The organism is Lysinibacillus sp. Ag94 (genome assembly GCF_023242215.1).
Taxonomy (GTDB): Bacteria; Bacillota; Bacilli; order Bacillales_A; family Planococcaceae; genus Lysinibacillus.
The window spans coordinates 2,833,659-2,850,974 of the sequence record NZ_CP096780.1; the positions used below are offsets into that span (position 1 = coordinate 2,833,659).

The 17,316-nt window shown below is 37.1% G+C and carries 14 protein-coding genes and 2 riboswitches; of the genes, 8 read left to right on the forward strand and 6 right to left on the reverse strand.

What is annotated here, in order from left to right; translation table 11 throughout:
- Nucleotides 1–4 precede the first annotated feature (4 nt).
- Nucleotides 5–376 (reverse strand): (2Fe-2S) ferredoxin domain-containing protein, encoded by a 372-nt coding sequence (locus MY533_RS13115; protein WP_248716320.1) that lies wholly within the window; start codon nt 374–376, stop codon nt 5–7.
- A gap of 142 nt (nt 377–518) precedes the next feature.
- A riboswitch (cobalamin riboswitch) is annotated at nt 519–702 on the reverse strand.
- A 415-nt stretch (nt 703–1,117) separates the two neighbouring features.
- A riboswitch (cobalamin riboswitch) is annotated at nt 1,118–1,303 on the forward strand.
- Between the two features lie 414 nt (nt 1,304–1,717).
- On the opposite strand from MY533_RS13115, the gene MY533_RS13120 reads away from it, so the two are divergent.
- The 5 genes from MY533_RS13120 (at nt 1,718) to MY533_RS13140 (ending at nt 8,070) form a co-directional block, all read left to right on the forward strand.
- The gene (locus MY533_RS13120) at nt 1,718–2,464 is read left to right on the forward strand and encodes an energy-coupling factor ABC transporter permease (protein WP_132359990.1); all 747 of its coding nucleotides are present in this window, start codon (nt 1,718–1,720) and stop codon (nt 2,462–2,464) included.
- A gap of 1 nt (nt 2,465) precedes the next feature.
- The gene (locus tag MY533_RS13125; protein ID WP_248716321.1) at nt 2,466–2,738 is read left to right on the forward strand and encodes an energy-coupling factor ABC transporter substrate-binding protein; all 273 of its coding nucleotides are present in this window, start codon (nt 2,466–2,468) and stop codon (nt 2,736–2,738) included.
- Nucleotides 2,739–2,741: 3 nt separating this feature from the next.
- Nucleotides 2,742–3,512 carry a cobalt ECF transporter T component CbiQ gene (gene cbiQ, locus MY533_RS13130; RefSeq protein ID WP_248716322.1) on the forward strand — a complete coding sequence of 257 codons (771 nt, stop codon included), beginning with the start codon at nt 2,742–2,744 and terminating at the stop codon, nt 3,510–3,512.
- Entirely contained in the window at nt 3,512–4,348 is an 837-nt protein-coding gene (locus MY533_RS13135; protein ID WP_248716323.1) for an energy-coupling factor ABC transporter ATP-binding protein, read from the forward strand. Before cbiQ ends, MY533_RS13135 begins: the two co-directional genes overlap by 1 nt.
- A gap of 224 nt (nt 4,349–4,572) precedes the next feature.
- Nucleotides 4,573–8,070: a S8 family peptidase gene (locus MY533_RS13140; RefSeq protein WP_248716324.1), complete on the forward strand. Its 3,498-nt coding sequence runs from the start codon at nt 4,573–4,575 to the stop codon at nt 8,068–8,070.
- Between the two features lie 170 nt (nt 8,071–8,240).
- Here the strand turns inward: MY533_RS13140 and MY533_RS13145 are convergent, their stop codons facing one another.
- Nucleotides 8,241–9,344: a glycosyltransferase gene (locus tag MY533_RS13145; RefSeq protein WP_248716325.1), complete on the reverse strand. Its 1,104-nt coding sequence runs from the start codon at nt 9,342–9,344 to the stop codon at nt 8,241–8,243.
- Nucleotides 9,345–9,855: 511 nt separating this feature from the next.
- Between MY533_RS13145 and MY533_RS13150 the strand changes: the two genes are divergently transcribed.
- From MY533_RS13150 to MY533_RS13160, 3 genes are read left to right on the forward strand one after another with little or no spacing between them, the layout of a single operon-like run.
- The gene (locus MY533_RS13150; RefSeq protein ID WP_132360003.1) at nt 9,856–10,455 is read left to right on the forward strand and encodes a glycosyltransferase family 2 protein; all 600 of its coding nucleotides are present in this window, start codon (nt 9,856–9,858) and stop codon (nt 10,453–10,455) included.
- Between the two features lie 39 nt (nt 10,456–10,494).
- Nucleotides 10,495–11,523, forward strand: coding sequence for a polysaccharide biosynthesis protein (locus MY533_RS13155; RefSeq protein WP_248716326.1), 1,029 nt, complete (start codon nt 10,495–10,497; stop codon nt 11,521–11,523).
- The gene (locus tag MY533_RS13160) at nt 11,520–12,374 is read left to right on the forward strand and encodes an SDR family oxidoreductase (RefSeq protein ID WP_248716327.1); all 855 of its coding nucleotides are present in this window, start codon (nt 11,520–11,522) and stop codon (nt 12,372–12,374) included. The genes MY533_RS13155 and MY533_RS13160 overlap by 4 nt, the downstream gene beginning before the upstream one ends.
- 159 nt (nt 12,375–12,533) lie before the next feature.
- On the opposite strand, the gene MY533_RS13165 is transcribed toward MY533_RS13160, so the two are convergent.
- The 4 genes from MY533_RS13165 to MY533_RS13180 form a co-directional block, all read right to left on the reverse strand.
- On the reverse strand, nt 12,534–13,661 hold the full coding sequence (locus MY533_RS13165) for a DUF4261 domain-containing protein (RefSeq protein WP_248716328.1): 1,128 nt from the start codon (nt 13,659–13,661) through the stop codon (nt 12,534–12,536).
- Nucleotides 13,662–14,240: 579 nt separating this feature from the next.
- Nucleotides 14,241–14,687, reverse strand: a complete 447-nt coding sequence (locus tag MY533_RS13170) for a YfmQ family protein (RefSeq protein ID WP_248716329.1) — start codon at nt 14,685–14,687, stop codon at nt 14,241–14,243.
- Between the two features lie 161 nt (nt 14,688–14,848).
- A complete protein-coding gene (locus tag MY533_RS13175) occupies nt 14,849–16,276 on the reverse strand; it encodes a MocR-like pyridoxine biosynthesis transcription factor PdxR (protein ID WP_248716330.1) in 1,428 nt (475 codons plus the stop codon).
- A 245-nt stretch (nt 16,277–16,521) separates the two neighbouring features.
- Nucleotides 16,522–17,313: a putative hydro-lyase gene (locus tag MY533_RS13180; protein ID WP_248719209.1), complete on the reverse strand. Its 792-nt coding sequence runs from the start codon at nt 17,311–17,313 to the stop codon at nt 16,522–16,524.
- Nucleotides 17,314–17,316: the final 3 nt, after the last annotated feature.

Below are 17,316 nucleotides of genomic sequence, written 5' to 3' on the forward strand. Positions count from 1 at the left end.
GTTGTTACCCCTCTTTCACCTTTTCAATACCTTTAATGGCTGTTGTTTGTGCTGTACGGTGTAGCGTGCCTTCACGCAATGTAAAGACATGCTCATTATGTAACGATTCATGATTTAAATTTTGTACGAGTGCCTTCGCATGCTCTGTTGTCGGGATACGGTACCAATTCCCCTGAGGATATGCAATGACAACACAAGCATCTTTACATCTGCCATTACAGCGAGTTCTTGTCGTATGTATTTCCTGATCAAGTGCCAGCACCTGTATTTCGTCACGGATCGCCTGTGTAATATCCTCAGCATCTTTTTTCATACAGCTACTACCATTACAAATAAAAAGATGTGTTTTCATGCCCTCTAAATTCCAAGTTGTCATAGTCGTTCGTTCTCCCCTCATTTGCTTTTAGGAAAAAGAAAAACCTTTACTCTAGACGAAGAGTAAAGGTTTAGTAGAAGCCAAATAAAAACGAATATATACAGGTACTCGCTTTCGCTTCAACTTCTCCCTCCGAAAAGTTTGCATGCATCATCACATAAGCAGGTTTCCTGACTTAAGCTTCCTTTTACTTTCGCACCTTCCTAGTTTTCACTAGTGGCATCCACGATTTCATCAGCTATTACAGTAGCGGGGGCTGTATCGGACTTTCACCGATTTCCCTATTATCTTGAAAATAATCAAGCACTTATGGACGTTTTATATGAATTTTTTAATATATCAATTATGCCTCGGCATAATTGCGTGACAGCCGCCGGAGGCTTTACCTTCTTTCAGCAGGTACAGGTGTTTTGATACCCGTTGAAAAGAACTTAAATCAGCATTCATCTCACCATCTATACAGGTAGGAGGCTTCTGTAGCTTACGCTTCACTTTCGCTACAAAAGATGTTCGCTGAAAGAATTTTCATGTAATTGAAAACTGTTTCTATCATAGCTTATTTTTTAAAAATTTCAATATTACTTTCTTAATTTGTGACAATTTTTTTAAAATTCTAGAGAAAAACGCGACATTTCTTTTTGATTTATCTAAATTTTCGACATAGACTATTAATTTTAAATTTTTTCATAAAAATCATAGCATAAATATGGAAATTCATGTTACACTTTGTCGTGAAATCTCACAACTTCATCTTTTATCGGTGCGAATTGTTCAGCTTTTCGCTTAAAAGGGAAGCCGGTTCAAGTCCGGCGCGGTCCCGCCACTGTACTAGGGAGTTTTATAGAAAAAGTCACTGTCCAAAGGATGGGAAGACCTATAAAACGTTGAACTAAAGCCAGGAGACCTGCCGAAAAAAATGTGATCGTTTCAACCTACGAGGATGGGTGTGCGGCTTAGCAGATTAGAATTTTATTTGCTTTTTTAGCTATGCACTTTTCCATTATCGGAGAAGTGCTTTTTTCATTCAGCAGAGACTCCATCTCAAGGTGGTAGATTCGTACAGATATGGTTCCAACCGGGCTAAAACACCTACTGAATGAAAAGAAAAGCCTCTGGCGGATGTCACGGACTTTGAAAGGAATGCACAATTCAAAAATCCGGACGAATTATTTTCTGTGTGAAAGCAAAGCGGCAGCTACAAATGTTTTCTGTAGCGAAAGCAAAGCGGCAGCTACAAATGTTTTCTGTAGCGAAAGCAAAGCGGCAGCTACAATTACGCCAAGGCACATTGGATCGATCGCATACTAATTCGAAATATTTTAAAGCCAGGAGGAGAGATTCATGAAATTTTCAGGTTGGAAGCTTAGTTATTTCTTATTGGCATTTTTATTCGTGCCAAATCGTGCATTTGCGATGCATATTATGGAGGGCTTTTTGCCAATTGAATGGGCGATTTTTTGGTGGGTCGTATCGATTCCATTTATTATTTTAGGATTACGTTCTATTCGAAAAACCATTGAAGAAAACCCTGAAACAAAAATGATATTAGGGCTATCGGGTGCCTTTGCCTTTGTACTATCTGCCTTAAAAATTCCTTCTGTAACAGGGAGTTGCTCGCATCCAACTGGAGTTGGACTTGGAACAGTTCTTTTTGGACCATTAGCAATGAGTGTCATCGGGACAATCGTATTATTATTCCAATCTTTACTATTAGCACACGGCGGGCTTACAACATTAGGGGCAAATACCTTTTCGATGGCCATTATGGGCCCTATAATCGCTTACTATGTATTTAAGGGCTCACAAAAAATGGGATTATCATTTTCAGTAGCCGTCTTTTTAGCAGCAATGCTTGGTGATTTAGGTACATATGTTGTCACTTCAGTGCAACTAGCTCTTGCCTTCCCTTCTGAGGTCGGAGGCTTTATGGCTTCATTCACAAAATTTGCTGGTATTTTTGCATTAACTCAAATTCCTCTTGCTGTTAGTGAAGGAATTTTAACAGTGATCGTCATGAACTTCCTAAAAAAATACAATGTGAGTGAATTAAAGGCTCTACGTGTTTTCTCAACAAAGGAGGCACACTAACATGAAAAAAAACTTACTGCTCTTAGCCATTGTTGTGTTCCTAGCGATTATCCCCCTATTTATTCAAAAAGGTGCAGAATTCGAAGGGGCTGATGGTGAAGCGGAGGCAGCAATTAGTGAAATTGATGCTAACTACGAGCCATGGTTTGAAAGCTTATGGGCGCCACCAAGTGGTGAAATCGAAAGCTTATTATTCGCATTACAAGCTGCTATTGGCGCTGGATTTATCGGCTATTTCATTGGCTTAATGCGCGGCAAACATAAAGAGGGTTAAGCGATGTTACTCATTGATAAGTATGCTTATTTAAATAAATTAGCGACTGTTCATCCGCTAGAAAAAATGACGTTATCCCTTGGACTACTTATATTGTCGCTTATCATGAGAGATGAACGAATTTCACTCATTACATTTTTTGTGATGAGTGCTTTTATCATTTTAGGTGCAAAAATCCCTGCTAAATATTATGTTAAATTGCTATTGCTTCCCGGATTTTTTTTACTATCAAGTTTAGTGTCAATTTTAATTTCTATAGTGCCAACAACTAGCACGTTACCAGCGTATATTTGGTCATTTTCACTTAATAGTTGGACGATTTTTATCGGCAGAGCGAGCCTCGTGACAGCACAACAGCTTTTTTTCATCGTCCTTGGCAGCATTAGCTGTTTGTATTTTTTAATTCTCACAACATCAGTCCACTCTATTTGTTACGTGCTACGACAATGGCGAATTCCAACTCTATTTGTAGAGCTAGTAGAGCTGACGTATCGTTTTATTTTTATCTTTTTAGATAGTATGCAAAAAATTCATCTTGCCCAGCAGGCTCGTCTAGGATACAGCTCCCCTATGCAGTGGCTTCGTTCGGTATCAATGTTAATTGCAGCTTTATTTGTTGAGATGTTCCAACGCAGTCGTGAACTAAACAATGCGATGGAAGCCCGTGGTGGCGAAACTGTTTATTGGCAAAACGATGTTATCTATAACACAAAAAATTGGGTAGGTATTGCTACTATTTTTATACTGCTCATCATTTATGGAGGTTTTTTCTGATGACAGATTTATACTTTGATTTAACACATTTATCCTACGCTTATGCAGATGGAACTTATGCACTAACAGATATTACACTTCAAATTCCAAAGGGGAAAAAAATCGCTTTACTTGGTCATAATGGAGCTGGAAAATCAACGTTATTTCAGCATTTAAATGGTATTTTGAAGCCTACCGCTGGAAGTATATCCTTTTGTGGCAATGACCTGAACTATAGTAGAAAAGCATTAAAACAATTACGCCAACAGGTTGGTATTGTTTTTCAGGATGCCGACAATCAGCTTTTTTCTGGCACAGTTAAGCAAGATATTGCATTTGGTCCTTTGAATCTTGGCTGGACAACTGAAAAAATTGAAGAGAAAATTGCGTGGGCCGTCGCTCAAACCGAAGTCGAAGCATTGCTAGATAAACCGATCCATTTTTTAAGTGTTGGACAGAAAAAACGTGTCGCAATGGCCGGAGTACTTGCAATGGAACCATCCGTTTTATTATTAGATGAACCAACAGCTGGACTAGATAATTATTATAGTGCACAAGTTTTACAGTATTTAGAAACGCTAGAGAACGGTGAACGAACAATTTTACTGGCAACACATGATATTGCATTAGCCTATGAATGGGCAGATCAAATAATCGTGATGGAAGCTGGGACAATTATTTATAATGGAGATCCAGTTTCTATGTTCTTCCAAGATGATTTACTTGAAAGAGCCCATCTTGAACGACCATGGGTCTTTGAAATGGCCGTTGCCTTGCAAAAGAAAAAGTTATTTAAAACAAACATTAAAATGCCTCGTTCGAAGGCAGATTTGCACAGACTTCTTGAGCAGCTTTAAGATAATTTGTTCATAGTTAATTGAATCTGTGCTCCTACTCCCATTTCACAAATCGAGTAAAATGTTTCGACCTCTCTTCTACATATTTTTATAACGGGATAAATATGGTAAAATATAGAATGGTGCTTTTGGAAAAATATATACTTATTACGAAACTTTTCTAACAGTCATTCGTATTAGTATAGATGTCACAAATATTTGGCACACTCAAGGAGGGAAAACAGTTGAAAAACTGGAAGAAAAAATCAGTTGCTTTAGTAGCATCTGCAGCACTAATGGTTCCTGCTACTTCTGCCTTTGCTGAAGCGCCACAAAAAACAGCAAAGAACCAAGAGTTAGTGAAAGTAGCTAGCAATAAGGATCAAACATCTAAGAATCAAAAAGAATGGATTAGTCAGGATACGATTATCGTCAAACATTCCGGTCTTGATAAGAATGTGCACAAAAAAATTGGCGCAAAAGTGATCCGCTCTATTCCTTCATTAGGATACGATGTTATCCAACTGAACAAAGGAACAGATTTAGAAAAAGCAGTTTCATATTACGTGAAACAAAAAGGAGTTAAAAAAGTATCTCCAAGCTACGTGTATCATTCCTTTGGCACAGAAGTAGATCCAAAGAAACAGGATATGTACCATTTGAGTCTACTTCAAATTGATAAAGCACTAGAATTAGCTGGCAACAATGATGTAAAAGTAGCTGTTATCGATGGTGGTGTGGATTTTAAACATCCAGATTTAAAATCTCAAGTACTACCACCATATAATGCAGCAGCACCTGCCAATACATCTTATCCTAATGAGCACGGAACACATGTAGCAGGAATTGTTGGCGCGGCAAAAGATAATGGTATTGGAGGACATGGGATTAATCCAAATGCCAAGCTTCTTCCAATTGATGTATTCAACGGAAAAGATGGCGCTAGTGATTTCGTTATTGCACAAGGAATCCTTTACGCCATTGAGCAAGGCGCAGATGTTATCAATATGAGCCTTGGCGGTTATGGTGATTCTCCATTAGTGGAGGAAGCCGTTCAGAAAGCCATTGATAAAGGAGTTACCGTTGTAGCAGCTGCTGGAAATGAATCGACAGACAATTACTCCTTCCCTGCTTCTTACGAAGGCGTTATTAGTGTAGGCTCTACAAATGATCGAAACAAGCTATCAGGCTATTCAAACTATGGTCCATCGGTTGATCTTGTAGCTCCAGGTGAAGACATTTACAGTACAGTTCTTGATGAGAAAAAAGGATCATCCTTTGTAAAATTTAGTGGAACATCGATGGCATCTCCTGTTGTTGCAGGTGTGGCGTCCCTACTAAAATCAAAATATCCAGATTTAAAGCCTTATGAAATAGAGGCTATTCTCGAAATGACCGCAAAGGATTTAGGTGAAAAGGGCTATGATCTGACATATGGACATGGCCTTGTAGATCCTGTGAAAGCATTACAGTTTAATATTAATAATCTACCAAAACAGTATTCTGAAACAAAAGAAGAGCGCTTGAAAAACGCAAAAGCCCTTAAAAAAGATATAGTAAATACTGAAAAAGGTGAATTCAAGTTACCAGACGAAAAGAAATGGTACAAGGTGGAGCTAGATGCAAATGAGTATACTCAACTGACATTAAAAGGTGCAGCCAAATATGATTATGCATTTGATTTATACTTCTACCCTGAAGGTAATAAAAAAGAAGTAGAACCAATTAAAGTCAATGATGTACGTGTAGGCAAGCAAGAAGGATACCTATATAAAGCAGATCAAAAAGGAACCCTTCTTATTGGCGTTAAAGATCATAATGGCAGCTATAGCTCGAAAGGTGATTCAAACTACGTATTCACGGCCCAAACAACTAAAAAATTACCAATTGATGCATTAGATATGGAACATATGGCGAAGATTGAAAAATTCCCATTCAGTACAGCCGGGAAAAACTATACCCTACTTTCTGAAGATCATCTAGGTGATAAAGATTATTTTACATTTTCAGTGAATGAACCAACGACACTGAAATTTGATTTAGCTGGGATTCCAGGTGTTTCTGCTTCTATGGAGCTTTATCTAAAAGAAGATTTAGTTAATGTTCCGTCAGAGGAGGAAGATGCTGAAGGATTAAATGAGGCCTACCCAATCCGAGCATCTTACGGCACGGATAAAGGCGATGGCGTCAACTTAGTTGTCGATGCTGTACCTGAGGAAGAGTATGTAATAAGCGTATCTAATGAAAACGGTATGAATTTTTCACTTGATATGTTCTTTGGCGGCGGTATTGAAACTGAGCAAACTGTTAGTGAATCCATCATTCCTTACACATTAAAAGGTGAAGTCGTTACCCTTCCTAAGGATGAAGACGGACTTTCATCAAATGGCGGAATGCAAGAAGATAACGTACAAAAGGAAATTTTACCTTTAACGGAGTATAAAGCAAAGAAACGTAATCAACTAAATGATTTTATGAATATATTCATGAATCCAGATGCTATGGGACAACCGGAAAATGTTGACCAAATCATGAGCCAAGCAATTCGTTTTGATATTGGTAAAGATCAAAAAGCATACTTCCAAACAGAAGATGATCAAGATTACTTCGCATTTACAGCTAAAGAAGATGCCGTATATGGTTTCCGAATTCAAAAAGGTTTAAACCAATCTCCAGCCGGTACTGTATTCGAATATGATGAGGAAACAAATGAATTAATCCCAGTTTCTTCATTAACGAATGATATGGGGTTACTCAGTCTACTTTTTGGATCAGCAAGTGATCCAAACGATGCAAAGGCAATTGCATTGAAAAAGGACAAAACATATGTAGTACAAGTGATGAATTTTGGTGATCGTTCTGCTGAACCATATACACTTAAAACTAGTAAAATGGCAGCAATTCCAGAAGACGATAATAGAAGTAATAACACACCAACCACTGCAACAACGATAAAACCTGGTATTACTTATAAAGATCATCTCATTTATCAAGATGATACTGATTTCTACTACTATAAACAACAGGGGAAAGATGAAGTCATGAGTCTTCTTATTTCTTCTGTACCATATACTAAAGAACAGCTAGCTAAATTACCTAATGAACTTCAAAATGACTTGAAATTTTCAGGCTCCATTATAGAAGATACAAATGGTAATATGGAAATTGATCCACAAGAAATGGCGACAGAAATTCCATTTGGGCAAGGTGAAGACCTACTTGAAATGCTACTTGGTCTTGGGGGAACAACAGATGTAAATACTTCTTTTAAAGCTAAAAAAGATCACGGTTATTTTATTGTTCTTAACGGAAGCAATGTAGGACAAGTATCAATCCAGCCATATACTTTAACTTTGTTTGATCATAAAAAACAAGATGAGGATGCAGATTCTAAGTTAGTAAATGGTATACCGACAAAACCAACTGTACTTACGAAAAAAGATGATAAATGGGTAGCTACTCAATATTTAAATGCTGGTGTTCCATTTGGTGATAAGGACTATTTTGAATTTAATAACGACAGCAAACGCAATGTGTCCTTCTCTCTTCAAACAGAAAAAGCACTAGATGGTGTCATCCGTATTATTGATGCAAAAGGTAAAACAGTAGAAACTTTAGATCTTTACGGAGCTGGAGATGCTGAAGTAGGTACAGTCGAACTGGATAAAGGCACTTACTATATTGAAGTAAGTGAATATTACGGTAAAGCTAGTACTGAACCATATACACTTGAAATAAAATAAGATATACCCTTGGGCTGAAAAACGAACTTTAAAGAACAATAGACTTTTCAGTTGAAGGTAGTGTAATAGCTGCAAGATTTGAATTTTCAAACAAATGCAGGATTATCCCCTAGATAATGAAAAATCTAGGGGATTTTTTATATAGAGATGATCTACCCTTTCTATTCGACCTAATTTAAACTTGGCTTTTCCCCTAAATATTGTGCCACCTTTTGCACAATATGCTGCCAATTTAATTCCGCCCTTGCGAATGCTTGGAGATGTTCACACGTATCCCCTAGTAAAGCTTCCTGTTTCGTTACTTGCTGCAATGTCTGCCCAACACCTTCCCAATCATGTGTCGGATGAATTGTTCCATAGCGTTGATTATGAGTAATATCCAAAGCCCCATCTACATCAGTCGAAACAATGTAACAACCATTCTTTGCAGCCTCAGCAAATACATGAGCATAGCATTCTACTAAAGAGGTAAGGCAAAAAATTTTAGCCTTTCTATACTCCTCCTCCAATTGCACCTTATCATAAATCGGTCCCAAAATAATGACCTGTGCCGCAAATGGGTTTCCATCAAGTACGTTCAGCAGCTCCTGTCTAAACGCCTCTGACATGGGACCTACTAATCGAAATTCCCAATCTGTAAGTTGTGCAGCTAAAAATGCTTTAACTGCTAAAAGAATTTGTTTTTCGGGAGCATCTAATCGGCCAACCGTTAGTATTCTATTTTCTTTTTCTTTATATGAAACCGGCTCTGTTTGAAATAGCTCATAAAAACCATTAGGAATACGTTTAATATCTAAATTTAAAAATTCATGAATAGCGTTTTGAATGGATTCACATTCAGAGGAAAGTACATCACAAAGCTGGAGTAACTCTGAAAAATAAGGATAGGTTTTTAATCGGTTTAACCAAAAACGATTAACATCTAGTTTCATATAAATTTTTCCGTTCGGATTAAATTTTTTATAGGTTTTTAATATCGATAAATACGATGGATACGGTCCTATTACAAATGCAATATCGATGTCCTTTGCATGCTCTATTAAATAGGTATTCATATTAGCAACATAGTCATCCTCAAACGGAATATGTTGAAAAGTAACAGCAGGAAAATTTTGTTTCAATAATATCTCATTCATTTCCGTCGTCAAAATACTAACATCATAGCCTAAATATTCACCTAACAAAATCGGAACAAGGCACAAATCTTTGAAAATATGTGCGTCGGAAAGCTTATACGATTCCACGCTACATATGAAGGCTATCTTTTTTGACATAACATCCCCCCCTTATCGAATATGCCTCGGCATAATTGTAGCTGTCGCTACAGATAAACAAAGCGTCCAAAATCGCTTTATGCTTGCACAAAGCCGATTTCGTTACACCCGCCGGAGGCTTTACTTCTTTCAGCAGGTCAGGTTCATTCACTTTTATCTCACTCACCTTTAGAAGTAGAGCAATTCTGGTAACTGTCGCTTCGCTTACGCTACAAAAAATAATTGCTGAAGGAAATTAAAATGCAATGCTGTTATTAAATTATGATGTCTCGTTTAATAACGTGAAAAGAATAGTATAAGCACCGTGAATACACTAGTAAAATCACCTTATTTTCAATGTGCTTTCTCTCTTTTAAATAACAACGAATCTAAACAATTGCCTATAGAACAGCTCTTGCAACGCATATTGTAATAAAGAATCCTTTATGTCAATCAAAGCTAACAGCATTAAAACTTCTGCTTACGCCTATCGAACATTTTTTACTAACAATAAAAGAATCGAGGGTTATACATGAAAATCAGCTTTTTATCACCTGCCTATAATAGTGAAGAGTGGATATTAACAATGTTGGAAAGTATCCCGAAAGAATACGCCTATGAAATTATCGTTTGCGATGATGGCTCCACCGACAATACTGTAGCCCTATTAAAGGACTATCAAAAAAACTGCCCTGCCTTGAAAATCATTAACCATCCAACTAATTTGGGTGCTAGTGTAGCCTATAATCGTTGTATCGCCGAAGCTACAGGTGATTATATAGCTATCATTGATAGTGATGATCACTATTTACCCGCTATTGGAAACGTCTTAGCCCAAGTAGATGGTCAGTTTGATATTTACTACTACAACATGTTAACAAAGGCTGGCTACACATTTATAAAAGATGAATCTAATCGATATACTTTACCTGGACAATTTAAAATTATTCGAAGAAGTTTTATAGGTGATGCAACCTTTACCATAAGAAAAGATATTGCCGGGGATTGGGATTTTAATTGTGCCTTAATGGATAAAAATCCGACCAGCAAATATACAAATGAATTGGCATATTGGTATAACTTCCCAAGAGAAAATTCTGAATATGATTTACATCGAAGAGGATTAAAATAAATTAGTACTCCATACATGTAAGAGGTGTGAAACAATACAATGTTTAAAGATAAAGTTCTTCTCATAACTGGTGGCACAGGCTCTTTTGGTAATGCGGTATTAAGGAGATTTTTGAATACCGACATTAAAGAAATACGCATCTTTTCAAGAGATGAAAAAAAGCAAGATGATATGCGTAAACTCTATCAACATCCAAAAATCAAATTTTTTATCGGCGATGTACGTGACATCCAAAGCATTTACAATGCGATGTATGACGTCGATTTTATTTTTCATGCTGCAGCTCTAAAGCAAGTCCCCTCTTGTGAATTTTTCCCACTGGAAGCAGTTAAAACGAACATCATTGGCACCGACAATGTTTTAACAGCTGCTATTCAAACCGGTGTTAAAAAAATTATTTGCCTATCTACTGATAAAGCTGCTTATCCAGTAAATGCAATGGGCATATCAAAGGCCATGATGGAAAAAACGTTTATTGCTAAGTCAAGAATGGTCCATCCAGATCAAACATTGATTTGCGGTACACGGTATGGCAATGTCATGGCTTCACGCGGCTCTGTTATTCCTTTATTTATCGAACAAATTAAAGCTGGTAATCCTTTAACTATTACAGATCCAAAAATGACGCGCTTTATGATGAGTCTTGATGAAGCGGTAGAACTAGTTTTATATGCCTTTTCACACGCTGAAAACGGAGACATTATGGTACAAAAATCACCGGCTGCATATATTGAGGATTTAGCACAGGCTTTACTAGAAATATTTCAGGCACAAAATAAGATACAAATAATCGGAACACGGCATGGTGAAAAGATTTACGAAGTGTTATTAACAAAGGAAGAAGCCGCAAAGGCACTCGATATGGGGAATTTTTATAGAATCCCTGCAGATAATCGAGATTTAAATTATGGGAAATATCTTGATGAGGGTTCTCCTAAAATTACGCTAACCGATGAATATAACTCTACTAATACGAAAATACTGTCCGTCGCTGAAATAAAAGAAAAATTATTAAAGCTCCCTCTTGTTCAAGAAGAATTACATAATTGGATGGGAGGAAAACCTTGAAATTTTTAGTTCTTGGAGCTACAGGAATGGCTGGCCACACGATTTCATTCTATTTATGCTCAAAAGGGCATGATGTAACTACCTATTCACGAACAGCCTTTTCATATGGAAATAATATTACGGGAGATATTTCTGATGTAAATTTTTTAAGAGCCCTATTACTAGAAGACGACTACGATGTTGTAGTCAATTGTATCGGCGTTTTAAATGATGCCTGTGAAACCGACCGTGAGAAAAGCATATATCTCAATAGTTATTTGCCTCATGCCATTGTATCTTTATTAAAAAACAGGAAAACCAAGCTTATTCATTTGAGTACGGATTGTGTGTTCTCAGGAAAAACAGCTCCCTATCATGAAAAAAGCCTTCTCGACGGAGAAACTTTTTATGATCGTACGAAGGGCTTAGGAGAAATTGAAAGCACTCAACACCTAACGTTTCGCAACTCTATCATTGGTCCGGATTTGAAGGAAGATGGTATTGGTCTCTTCAATTGGTTTATGAAGCAGCATGATACTATTAATGGCTATACAAGTGCAATATGGACGGGAGTTACCACCCTTACATTAGCAAAGGCAATTGAACGAGCAGCAATTGAAGGGACAACAGGCTTCTATCACCTCGTCAACAATAGCAGTATTTCAAAGTTTGACCTTCTGCAATTATTCAATAAACATTTCAAGGAAAATAAAGTCATCATACGACCATATGAGCTCGTAAACATAGATAAAACCCTTGTCAACACTCGAAAAGATTTTTCATTTACTGTACCTAGCTATGAGGAAATGGTTTTTGAGATGAAAAACTGGATATGGCAGCATAAAGAATTATATCCCCATTATTTTAAATGAGTTTGGAGGTTCTGTATGCTAAAGAGCAAGTTCGGAGACCGTGCACAATGGCCACGAGTAAGTATGTCATTCATACCTTGACACTAGAAAATATCGCGATTAGTTAATTTGATTATGCAGCAAAAAAGACACCTACTACGGTGTCTTTTAGATATGCGACTAGTATTTGATTTTGAGAGTATCCCCATCGACATAAACTCCCTCGGAACGGGAAATCGGCAGCTTTTGCTCTGGTGAGAAGCCGATCGTTTCTCCATCCCTTAAAGTGACATTCTCTTCTACAATATATCCGGAAATCGTAATCAAAAAATCACGCAGTTCGGCTGGGGATGCTTGACTGTCCAAGATTTCAATTTCATCCTTGCCAAAGGACTTAAGCCCATAAGTATAGCCATCTACCCCAGTTTCCGTTCCGACGAGGCCGAAATAGACAAGATTCAGTAAAGGAAACATATCGTCATTTTTCATGATTTCAGCCATATCCTGGAAAAGTTCAGGTTGGAATACGGTGCCAGATGTATAGATCCCTATTGCGTTAGGAAGCTTTAAACAACTGGCCGCCAACTTAGTGTATAGCCTGCCACTGTCCAGCGGGGAACCGGAGCGAGTAAATGCAGCCAGGATGATTTGAGCTACATGGGTTTGCGTAACCTCCACGGCTTCCTTCCACATATAATTGCCCTGGGCATAATACTCCGCCTCACCATCTGGTACAGGAGCTTCGACAAAACTAACCGCTAACATGCAGTCGTCCACTTCAAAGACTAAGGTTCCATCCTCTGTTTCTTCGGCGTTCTCCTCATCCTCTACTAACGAGCAGGTGATGTTCCAATCATTCAAAAGGTTGGCCTTTATCTGATCCATATCACATTCTGCAGAGTTAAGCAGGACGAACCCGTTAAAAATACCAGATCCATTCTCTTGCGTGTCCGTCTCGTCCTCCATGGATTGGGTAGCTTCATATGCTGCAGCCCGCTGCATCCAGTATTCACGGATTAATTCTACCATCTTTACAGCCTCTTGCTCTGCTGTCGCAGGGTCATAAGGTTGCATCTCGCTGAATATATGGCCGCAATGCTCAGTGTCAGAAGGGTCCTCATAGCCTCCACATACGCCAAGGAGCCATTTGCCGAGTATTGTTTTTTTATACTTGAATATATAGTAGTGCATATCATATAAATCAAATTCTGCTGCAATTTCTATTTTCTTAGGTTCTTGCCCAAGTTCGTGTTCATCTGCTAGCCAGTCGATCATGGATTGCATAGCTGCTTGTTGTTGAGCTGTCATCAATTTCTCCCCTTTATGAATGCATGCTTCTACAATTATACTACCAACTTTTAGGAAGATGAATAACGAATCATGAATTATCCCAAAAATTAGTAGTTTTCTTCTATTTTTACTTCTATTCCCTCTGGGGCTTTTGGCCAACAAATGTCTTTTTGGGGAAAGCGTAGTCCAACGAAGCGGCAACAACATAGTTTGTCTGTGCGAAAGCGAAGCGGCAGCAACATGGTTTGTTTGTGCGAAAGCGAAGCGGCAGCAACATGGTTTGTTTGTGCGAAAGCGAAGCGGCAGCAACAACAACAACAGCACGATTTAGGTTGTTAGCCTGTTGTTCTTCTATTTCAGCGAGTGTTTAGACACCTGCTGAAATGGAGCTTAAATTCGCATAGAAGTAAAGCCCTAGTTTAAAGAAGATTAAAGGAAGTTTTTCATCAAGTATTAAGTGCTGAGTGAGTAGCACTATAATCCCGACTTTTTTGTCAAAAAAAAATCCTCCATTTAATTGAATTGGAAGTCAGTTTCAGGGTATTAAAAAGGGATTCAACGTCAGTGACCGAATCCCTAATTTTCGAAAACCATATTTTAATGTTTTGCATTTGTAGTTAAAGCTACGAAATTTTGAAGATGTTCAGAACTAATACTATATGAAACAACCTTCTCCTTGTACTTCTTAACTACATCCACGTGATTGTCGTAACTAAAAACAAAGAAATTAACATCTTTTTTGCCTCTTTTTACGTTCATAATAAATGGAGTAACATTAGACTCTGGTTGTAAAAATAATTTTTCATTACCTGGAAATATATAATGTTTTTTCAAAAAGGAAGCTTTATTAAAATAGTCTGTAAATTTATTTTTTTCTTCCTCTTCTAAATTCTTTCCATTAAATGTTACCGTCACATCTTTTGAATCAAGTTTTTTATGAAGTTCAAATTTACTTACCCCCCATCCCACAGCTATACTGGGAGGGCTCATCAACAATTTAAGAATAGATCCAATCACTAGTGTAATAATTAAACCTGATGTCATAGCATACCAACTCTTTCAAAAAATTTAATAGCAATTACTATGTTATTTGTTTCATGTAAAGTAATAGGCTATATCGATGTTTTATCATCCACCTCTTCATGATAAGGGATTTCTATTTTTTATAACCATCCAATTCGATGCTTTTTTGACCATCCATTTAACTATATACTAAGGGCTTCTGCAAACCTTTTGATTCCTTCATCGATTGAATCTTCATCTTCCTTGGCAAAAGTAAAACGAACAAAACCATCTTTGGATCCCATTGTAGAACCAGGAACATAAATGACGCCTCTTTTAATGGATTCTTCAAGCAATTGGGTTTCATTATAATTTTTAAGTATTTTGCACCATATATGAATACCACCTTGAGGAATAGAATATTCAACTAGATCTTTTAAATAAGTATCAAGGCTTTTTATAATTCTATCCCTTCTTTTTTCTAATTCCTTCATCAACCTTTTTATATGAATATGAAAATTGTCTGATTCTAAAAAATCATTCGCTACCCATTGTGTATAGCTAGAATGACCGAAGTCGATTTGTTGTTTCACATCGGATAATCTTTCAATGACCGATGTTGGACCAATAATCCACCCTATTCTTAATCCAGAGGCAACAATTTTAGACAAAGAACTAATGTATAATACGTTGCCATTCCTATCCATTGATTTAAGGGTAGCGATTTTCTCTCCTGAAAAAGCTGTTAAACTATAAGGATCATCTTCTACTACTGGAATTCCAAGCTTTGAGGATATGTCTAAAATCGCTTCTTTTTTCTTTTTATTCAATAAAGAGCCCGTTGGATTTTGAAAATATGGATTTAAAAAAATCATTTTTATTCGATGTTTTTTATATAATGACTCCAAATCTTCTGGGTTTATTCCGTCCTTATCGACAGGTAGATAGTGTATTTGTATACCTACTGATCTAAAAATTGGCAAATTATAATTGTACGAAGGATCTTCTATTGCTATTGCATCTCCAGGCTTTAACAAACATTGTACAATTAAATGTAATGCTTGTTGCGCTCCTGATGTTATCAGTATTGAAGAAGGATCAGTTTCGATTCCTCGACTTTCTTTTACGTGTTTTGCAATGGTAGTTCTAAGAATTTCATTGCCCTGTGGATGATCATATCCAAGGCTTCCAATAAAAGAACGTGTTGACGTTATTTCGTTTAAAAATCTTTTTGGGAAAAGTTCTTCTGACAATTCACCGGAAGCTAAATTTATTAATTGATGTTCAACAGCTTCTTTTCTTATTTTTTGCGTGACAGGTTGACTAGGTAAAAAAGAACCCGCCTCAATATATCTATTCCAGCTAGGAATCCGCTTTTTTGTTATACCCCATATATCTTTACTAATGGTAGTACCGCTTCCTCTAGTCCTTTCAATTAGCCCCATCGATTCTAATTCGTCATAAGCATGAACGACAGTACTTCTATTTAAATGTAGAGCGCTCGCTAAATATCTCTCTGATGGCAATGGTTTATCAGGTGGAAATGTACCATCTGCAATGCCCTTTTCAATAAATTGTGCGAGTTGTTTATAGATTGCTTTTTTCGCTTTTCTATCAGGTTTCCAATCCAACTATATACACCTCATTAGTTCAAACTTGCACTTTCTTCTTTTAGCAATATAATTCCTAATAAAAAAGTATATATTAATATGATTTCAATTGTAATGAACCATCCACTTCATTGTTATTTTAGCCATCCACTTAACAAATCAAAGCTGGTGAAATTTTACTCTTCGTAAAATCTTACCAGCTTTTTCGATTTCTGAAATTGATATTGTCCTAACCTCATCACGCTATAAATGTTTTCAATTATACCTTAAAGTATGCTCAAGCTTGTTTCCTTAATATCAGTGATTAGCATATGACCCGGTGCATGGGTAATGATAATAGAGGGTTTACTTTCCCTTACTACTGCCTGAGGGGTTACGCCACAAGCCCAAAATACTGGTATTTCCCCTGGCTTAATGGACACAGCATCACCGAAATCTGGTTTTGAAATATCCGTAATCCCAATTTGTTCTGGACTACCAATATGAATTGGTGCACCGTGTACATTTGGAAAACGCGAAGTAATTTGGATTGCACGAATCGCATTTTCAGGTGTCATAGGACGCATACTGACAACAGTTGGTCCTTCAAATACACCTGCTTTTTCACACGCGATATTTGTTTTATACATTGGCACATTACAATTTTCTTGAATATGTCTTATTGGAATACCTGCTTCCAGAAGAGGTGTTTCAAATGTAAAGCTACACCCGATTAAAAAACCTACCATATCCTCTTCCCAATAATCTGTAATATCTAAAACTTCTTCCGTTAAAATACCATCCTGATAAATACGATATTTCGGAATGTCTTTGCGAATATCTGCATTTTTAGCAATTTTTGAAGGTATAAATGACCCAGGTTCTGTCACATCTAATAATGGGCATGGCTTTGGATTCCGCTGACAAAATAATAGAAAGTCAAACGCATACTCCTTCTTCAAAATCACTAAATTTGCTTGTGTAAACCCAATCGACATGCCTGAAGTTGGTCCAGAAATTTCTTGATTGCGAATAAGTTTACGAATTTCATTCGGCTCTAAAGCACTATATGTTGTCATCAT